The organism is Streptomyces sp. NPDC101234, assembly GCF_044767525.1.
In the GTDB taxonomy this organism is placed as follows: Bacteria; Actinomycetota; Actinomycetes; order Streptomycetales; family Streptomycetaceae; genus Streptomyces; species Streptomyces sasae.
Genome location: NZ_JBIWOA010000068.1, coordinates 23,296 through 30,284, shown reverse-complemented (window position 1 = coordinate 30,284; position 6,989 = coordinate 23,296). Strand labels below are relative to the sequence as shown.

The following is a 6,989-nucleotide window of genomic DNA, read 5'->3' as shown; positions in this document are numbered from 1 at the left end:
GCTCGCACGTTGTCGTGGGTTGCCGGCCTGGCGCACCCTGGCCAGTAGTGCCTACATGTGCGGGAGGCCCGGTGTTTTCTGAGCGTACGAGCGTGCGGCTCGATGTGCACGCGCGAAGCGTGGTGGCGTGCGCGATCGACACGGTGACCGGGGAGCTGACCCGTTCCCGGCTCACGCCGCAGCATGCTGACGTCCTCGACTGGCTCGGGCGGCTGCCCGGTCCGGTCGCGGTGGCTTACGAGGCCGGCCCGAGCGCTTTCGGCGGCCCGGGTGCGCTGCGAGGTGCTCGCTCCCTCACGGTTGCAGCGTCCGGCCTCACACTGCCCTGGAACTCCGGCGTCGTCGAAGGACACGTCAACCGGATCAAGATGCTCAAGCGCCAGATGTTCGGCCGTGCCGGCTTCGCTCTCCTGAGGAAACGGGTCCTCCTCGCACCGTGACAGCAGCGCACCATTCAGACAGTAACTTTAGCCGTGACCCTGGTGAGCAGCTTGTCGCGCAGAGAGGGCCACTCATCCGCGAGCACGCTGTAGTACAGCGAATCACGCCGCGTGCCGTCCTGGCGCATCATGTGGCTGCGCAGCGACCCTTCATAGACGAGACCAAGTCGTGTCAGGGCCTGCTGGGACCGCACGTTGAGGTTGTCGGTGCGCAACGCGACTCTGGCAAGGCCCAGATCGTCGAAGGCGTACCCGAACAGCAGCAGCTTCGACTCGGCGTTATAGGGGCCGCCCCAGCAAGAACGATCGAACCAGGTCGCACCAATCTCCGCGCGGCCCTCAGCCAGGTCAAGCTCATACAGACTGGTCGAACCGATCACCGCCTCGTCCGTCAGACGCTGAACCGCGAAGCACCGCCGGGCTTGGTCCGTCAGCATCTGGCTGATCATCGCCTGCGTCTCTTCCAGGGAGCCCGGCCGAGGTCGGGGCATCCACTGCCACACCTCGGGATCCGACGCAGAGGGAAAGAGTGCTTCGGCATGGCCGACGGACAGCGGGATGAGACGGACCGCACGGCCGAGGAGGAAGTCGTTGCTCACCACTGCACCGTAGCTTCGGGCCCACTGCCTCACGATCAAGATGGAGATCATATTTCCGCCGTCACGTAGAGCGACCGCGCCACACGAAGTGGACCAGAGCCCGCTCTCGGTTACGAAGCCAGACCGTCGAGCTCGGACGCAATCTCCTCATGGACCTCAAGGACGCGGGCAGCAAGGCCACGTTCCTCATCCACGACCGCAACTCAAAGTTCACGGCCGCCTTCGACGACCTGCTCGCCGACGCAGGACTGAAGGTCGTCACCACCGGCATCCGGATACCCCGAATGAACTCGCTCACGGAGCGGTGGATACAGACCTGCCGCAGGGAGCTCCTCGACCGCACCCCGATCTGGAACCGGAGCCACCCGCTCCACGCACTCCCGGAGTTCGAGACCCAATACAACCAGCACCGGCCGCACCGAACCCTGCAGCAAGCCGCTCCGCTCCGCCCGCTACCCGAACCGATCAGCGCGCCAGAGACGAGCAGGCACCTGGAGGCGCGCCGACGGGACCGGCTAGGTGGAACCCTACGTCAGTACGAACATGCGGCTTGACCAGGCCGGATGGTTAATCGGCACCCGCAGTGCTTGAGCCGGCTGCGGGCGTCAGGACGGTCGGGGCCCGCGATCTGGTCCCAGAACGCGTGCGTCACGATCACGGCCGTGAGTTCACGCGCCTTCTCCCGCAGCGCGGCCACCTGACACCACCAGGCCAACAGCACGCGGCTGGCACGGGACTCACTTCTGGCGACCTATCAGCAGATGTCACGGTAGGGCACCTCCGGGAGGTACTCATTCCACTCGGAGTGCGTCAGCCCGCCTCTGGTACGGCGGCAGGTCCGTTCCGCGATCGAGGACATGGTGGTGGGATAGTTGTGCAGCGGTACATAGCGGCCCGACGTTCGAAGTGTCCTGCCGTCCGTATCGAAACCCACGGCCAGGAGAGGCTCATTCACTGTCGGCAATGCCGAGCCCAGACGTTGGCCGGAGGGGACGTCCCATAGTTGGAGCGTGCCGTCACCGCCTCCTACGGCAAGGGTGTGACCGTCGGGAGAGAAAGCCAGGGCCCGGACGGATGCCCCGGAGTCCAGTTCCGTGCCGGTAAAGGTGCCGGCCATCGCTGCGAGCCGGTGCGTGGCCCGCTTGCCCCAGAGAGTCACCCGGCCAGACTGGTCGCCGACGGCCAAGTAGCGGCCGTCCGGGCTGAAGGCCAGCGCTGTGGTAAGGGACTGAGTCAGCCGACGGCTGACGATATGTTGCGAGTCAAGATCGACTATGTGCCCGTCCGAGGTGGCAAGAGTCTTTCCACCAGGTTGGAAGGCCAACATGTCACCGCCAACAGGCAGTACCCCGGTTCTCTTGCCGCGTGCGATGTCCCAGATTTCCGTACGGTAATCGTCCTTCAGTCGAGAGACCAGTAGAGTTCGGCCGTCCGGGCTGAGAGCGAGGGCATGGATGATGCTCTGGGCGTTGACAGGCAGGCCGAGATTCAGGGTGGCGCGGACATGATGGCTCCGGATGTCCCACACTGTGGCCTGCAGCGTGGCGTATGAGCCCTCGCCAACCCTGGCCGCGTATGCGAATGTGCTGGCGTCAGAGCTGAAGGCAATCAGATCTCCACAGCCTGGCGCACTGTTTCCCGGGTCAGCGGGGTCGCTTGGGCAGGAGCTCACGCCGGTGAAGTCGGCCGAGCCGCGACCGGTCCTGGCGTCGAGCAGACGAAAGTGGCTCATATGCCCGCTATGCCACATTGTCGCGAGCATCCTGCCGTCCGAGCTGATCTGGGCCTTCTCCATCGGTTTGTCGGCCCAGCCGGAGGCAGTCGCATCGCGCGCTGACACCGCGCGCATCAGCCTTCCCGTGGCCGAATCATTCTCTCCTGTCTGCGTGAGGTAGCGAACAGTACCGCCATCCGGATCCAGTCCGAACTGCGTAATGCCGACGAGGCCGGAAGCAACGGATGGCAGCGGGTAGCGGAAAACCGGTCCGGATGCGTCGGCCGACAGCCTCCACACCCGGACCTCGTGATCGCTGGCAGTTGCCAAGAAGCGACCGTCCTGGCTGAATGCCATGTACGTGATCTCGGAGGAGTCTTCCGTGTCGTCGTCACCGAAGCGGCTGGGGACGGCATAGCTCTTGGCTGCCGGGCCTCCGGGCGCAAGGTTCCACAGACGCAGCTTTCCGTCGGGCATGACAGCCACGATCTGGTGGCTGTCCGGGCTGAAGAGCGCAGTGACGCACCCGCCGTCGCTGGGGGCCTTGGGGGCGCCGGACATGGGAAGTGTGCGGTGTTGCGCCATGTCCCACACCTGCAGCGGCCGACCTGTCTCGCACACAGCGGCCAAGCGGTCGTTGGGACTGACTATGGTGCCCTGGACGCGCCGCCCCTGTTGCTCGAACAGCAGCCGGTGCCGTCGCCAGTCCCACACTTGGACACGAGGGGTGTCACCGGCGATGTCAGCGACGTCGAGTGTGCGTCCGCTGGGGCTGAACTCCGCGGATCCGCCGGTGTGAACTTCTCCGGATCCGCTGCTGTGGAGGGGGATGGCGGCCCCGACGTACCGGCCTGCGGCAATGTCCCACACCTCTGCGCTGTCCGACACCATCAGCAGGTGCCGTCCATCGGAGCTGACGCCACTCGCAGCCGCTGCGCCATCATCTCCCGGGCCACGAAAAGTGCCAGTCTTGCGGTGCGTTCTGACGTCCCAGCGCACGACGCGACCGCTTTCAACGACAAACAGGGTGCGGGTATCGCCGCTGAGAAAGTATTGGCTGTCCTCAGTGCCGGAGGGGGCGAAGGTGTCCTCTTCCTTTTGGGCCAGGGCGCCGATGAGGGCGGAGCGGGTCTCGATCGTGTCGGCGATCCGCCAGGATGCGGCGCTGAGCCGCATGGCCGTGGAGGGGTCGGTGTAGCGCAGGCTCTCTCCAAGGGCGGCGATCCTGCGGGCAGTGGCTTGGGTGTGCTGCACGGTGTTCGTCCGGTTCTGCTGCCAAGCGATCAGCCCGGCTGCCAGGGCCAGTGTGACCAAGACGGACAGGACAGCGGCCAGGATGCGCGGACGGGTGCGCTCGCGGCGCCGGGCTTGCAGGCTGGTGGAGAGGAATGCTCCCTCCAGGGCTGTCAGTGTCTGTTCCCGTTCCTGGGCGGGGAATGCCTCCTCCATGGTGGCCAGGAGCGTACCCCGGAACAGGGCGCCGGGATCGCGGTCCAGCGCGTTCCAGGCGGCGGCCGCCTCTGTCAGTCGGCGATGGGCACGCAGCCGCTCGCGGTCGGTGTCAATCCAGCTCCGAAGACGGGGCCAGGCGCTGATGAGTGCCTCGTGTGCAAGGTCGACCTGTTCGTCGTCGAGGGTGAGCAGCCGGGCGCGGACCAATTGCTCGATGACCGTCGCGGTGTCGGTGGCCTCGCCGAAGTCGAACTCCTCGCGATGGGCGGGCCTGCGGGTGTCGGGGGCGCCGTCGCCGGGGGTGACCAGGCGCAGCAGGATCCGGCGTGCGAGTGCGGCCTGGGACGGCGTGAGCCGGGCGTAGACGTCTTCGGCACTACGGGCGATGGCACCGTGCAGGCCTCCGGCCGCCTCATATGCCTCCAGGGTGAGGGCGCGGCCTTTGCGGCGCCGCCAGGTTTCCAGCAGCGCGTGGGACATCAACGGCAGGGCGCCGGGCTCCCCTTCGACCTCGTCGAGGATGCGGGCGGTCAGACCGCGTTCCACGATCATTCCTGCGGTCTGGGGGGGTTTGGTGATGGCCTCGCGTAACTCGTCGCGGCTCATGGGGCCGGCCAGCACGGTCGCGTCCTGCAACGCGGCGGTAAGGGCGGGGTGTTCGGCGCAGCGGCCGAGGAAGTCGGCCCGCACGGCAATGACGACGCGCAGACGACTGGCGGCATCGGTGGCGGTCAGGAGGCGGTCGATGAACTGGTCGCGTTCGGCCGGGTCGGTGCGGAGGGTGTAGAGCTCTTCGAACTGATCGACGATCAGCCACGTCTCACCGTCGGTGCCCTTGGGTATCAGCCGCTGCTCATGGACGCGCAGGGGGTGCTCCCCTGGGGTGAGGACGCGAACGGCGGCCGGCCGCGGACCGGGAGCCTGCGGACTGCGCAGGCGCGGGATGAGGCCGGCACGGAGCAAAGAGGATTTGCCACTGCCCGACGGGCCGAACACCGCGGTGAACCGTCGGGAGCGGGTCAGTTCGACCAGGCGGTCGGTGAGCTCGTCGCGGCCGAAGAACAGATCGGCGTCGCCCGGTTCGAAGCGGGCCAGACCCCGGTACGGAGGCTCGACGTCCTCATCCTCGGCCCGGGGCTCCGCCGCTACTTCCGCAGCCGCCTGCCGCCAACGCTCCTCCCATTTTTCCGGATCACCGCCGCACGCCCTCACGTAGGCCAGCACGGCGGGCAGGGTCGGCAGCCGCTCACCGCTGGCGGCCTGCGACAGGGTGCTTGTCCCCTGACCCGCGCGCTGCGCCATCACCCGGTAGGTCGGGCTCCCGGCCTCCGCCCGGAGTTTGCGTAACTCAGCCGCAAACCGCGCCACCGGCCCAGTGGTGGGATCGAGTGGGCTCTCAGGACGTCCCGCCATCGCCAGCTCACCCCTCTAGCCGCCCGCTTTCCCCGTGGATTCGGCGCGAGGCCGAACAAGGTACGCAACCTCGTGGCAGGAGTGCAATCCGAGGGCGTCTGCTTTGGCCACTGCCGCAACGCCGTGCCCGTGGCCTGCAACGAGTCCATTGTTCAGGGCGGCAAAACCGGCTGCCCATTCAATTCCCGACCCGCTGAACTCAGTGGTGCAAGGCAATGAACGGCGATCTAACCGCGCCAGTCGTCGTGGCCGCGGACCTCGATCGTCCGCGTTTCCCTCGCCGGACCTGACGCACCTAGGTACCCGGGTCTGGCTGATCTTCTATCGGAGGTATGCATGGTCTCCCTGAGCTCCCGCGGCGCACTACTGGCCGCCACCGCGCTCTTGGGCGGCAGCGGCCTGATCGCCGCCGCTCCTGCCGTCCCCGCGGCGCCCGTCACTCACGCCGTCCCGGCGACGACAACGGCCGTGGGCGGTCACGTTAGTGACGCTCAGGCCGCTGCCGCCGAGCGGTACTGGACTCCTCAGCGTATGAGGGCAGCGGACGCCGCGAGCGGTAACTCCGCCTCGGACGTGGCGCCCCAGTCGGTAGGCCACCCCAAGCGTGTCGGCAAGATCTTCTACCACCTGCCCAGCAAGGACGTGAGCTGCACCGGAACAGTCGTGTCGAGCGGCAGCCGCGACTCGATCCTCACCGCTGGCCACTGCCTGGTTTATCACGGATGGAATGCCGGTCACCTTCTGTCAGTGTTCGTGCCTGCTTATTACCACGGGCAGGCGCCCTACGGGAAGTGGGGCATCAAGAGCTGGGCAGTTCCGGACAGTTGGGCGTTCTACCGGAATCCCAGCTACGACTACGGGGTCATCCACGTCAAGAGTCACAACCATGTCCGCATTCAGTCGGTCACAGGCGCCAACCCGTACTGGATCCACGCTGGTTGGAGCAGTCGCGCGACGCTCGTCGGCTATCCCAGCAAGTACAACTACTCCACCGTCTGCGGCCCTACCCCGCTGTCCAAGAAGGTAGTCAAGAACCACAAGCCCGAATACCAGTTCCAGTGCCGCGGCTTCACCGACGGCGTGAGCGGTTCCCCCGTCCTGATCGGACCAGGCAACACGCTCGCGGGCGAGGGCACGGTCATCGGAGTGCTCGGCGGACTCCGAGAAGGCGGCAAACCGGAGCAGGACGGACTCACCTCCTACGCCAACCGCCTCGACGGCGACTTCCAGCGCTTCTGGACTTCCCACACCCGCTGACAGAGACCCCACACCGGCCCTGACTTCCCCGATCCGGGACTTGCCCCTTGACGCCATGCGCCCCATGACCTGCGGTGCGGCCATGAATCAAGGTGGCGGGGACAGGTGCCCAAT

5 protein-coding genes are annotated in these 6,989 nt (G+C 66.8%); 3 read left to right on the top strand and 2 right to left on the bottom strand.

What is annotated here, in order from left to right; translation table 11 throughout:
• Positions 1-71: 71 nt before the first annotated feature.
• A complete protein-coding gene (locus tag ACIRR9_RS53725) occupies positions 72-440 on the top strand; it encodes a hypothetical protein (RefSeq protein WP_403768700.1) in 369 nt (122 codons plus the stop codon).
• Positions 441-454: 14 nt separating this feature from the next.
• On the opposite strand, the gene ACIRR9_RS53720 is transcribed toward ACIRR9_RS53725, so the two are convergent.
• Entirely contained in the window at positions 455-1,039 is a 585-nt protein-coding gene (locus ACIRR9_RS53720; protein WP_403768695.1) for a GNAT family N-acetyltransferase, read from the bottom strand.
• 149 nt (positions 1,040-1,188) lie between these two features.
• Here ACIRR9_RS53720 and ACIRR9_RS53715 point away from each other — a divergent pair, with 149 nt between their 5' ends.
• Positions 1,189-1,593, top strand: coding sequence for an integrase core domain-containing protein (locus tag ACIRR9_RS53715; protein ID WP_403768692.1), 405 nt, complete (start codon positions 1,189-1,191; stop codon positions 1,591-1,593).
• Between the two features lie 200 nt (positions 1,594-1,793).
• Here the strand turns inward: ACIRR9_RS53715 and ACIRR9_RS53710 are convergent, their stop codons facing one another.
• Positions 1,794-5,429 (bottom strand): DNA-binding protein, encoded by a 3,636-nt coding sequence (locus ACIRR9_RS53710; RefSeq protein WP_403768689.1) that lies wholly within the window; start codon positions 5,427-5,429, stop codon positions 1,794-1,796.
• 525 nt (positions 5,430-5,954) lie between these two features.
• On the opposite strand from ACIRR9_RS53710, the gene ACIRR9_RS53705 reads away from it, so the two are divergent.
• Positions 5,955-6,875 carry a trypsin-like serine peptidase gene (locus tag ACIRR9_RS53705; protein WP_403768687.1) on the top strand — a complete coding sequence of 307 codons (921 nt, stop codon included), beginning with the start codon at positions 5,955-5,957 and terminating at the stop codon, positions 6,873-6,875.
• The last annotated feature ends 114 nt before the right edge of the window (positions 6,876-6,989 follow it).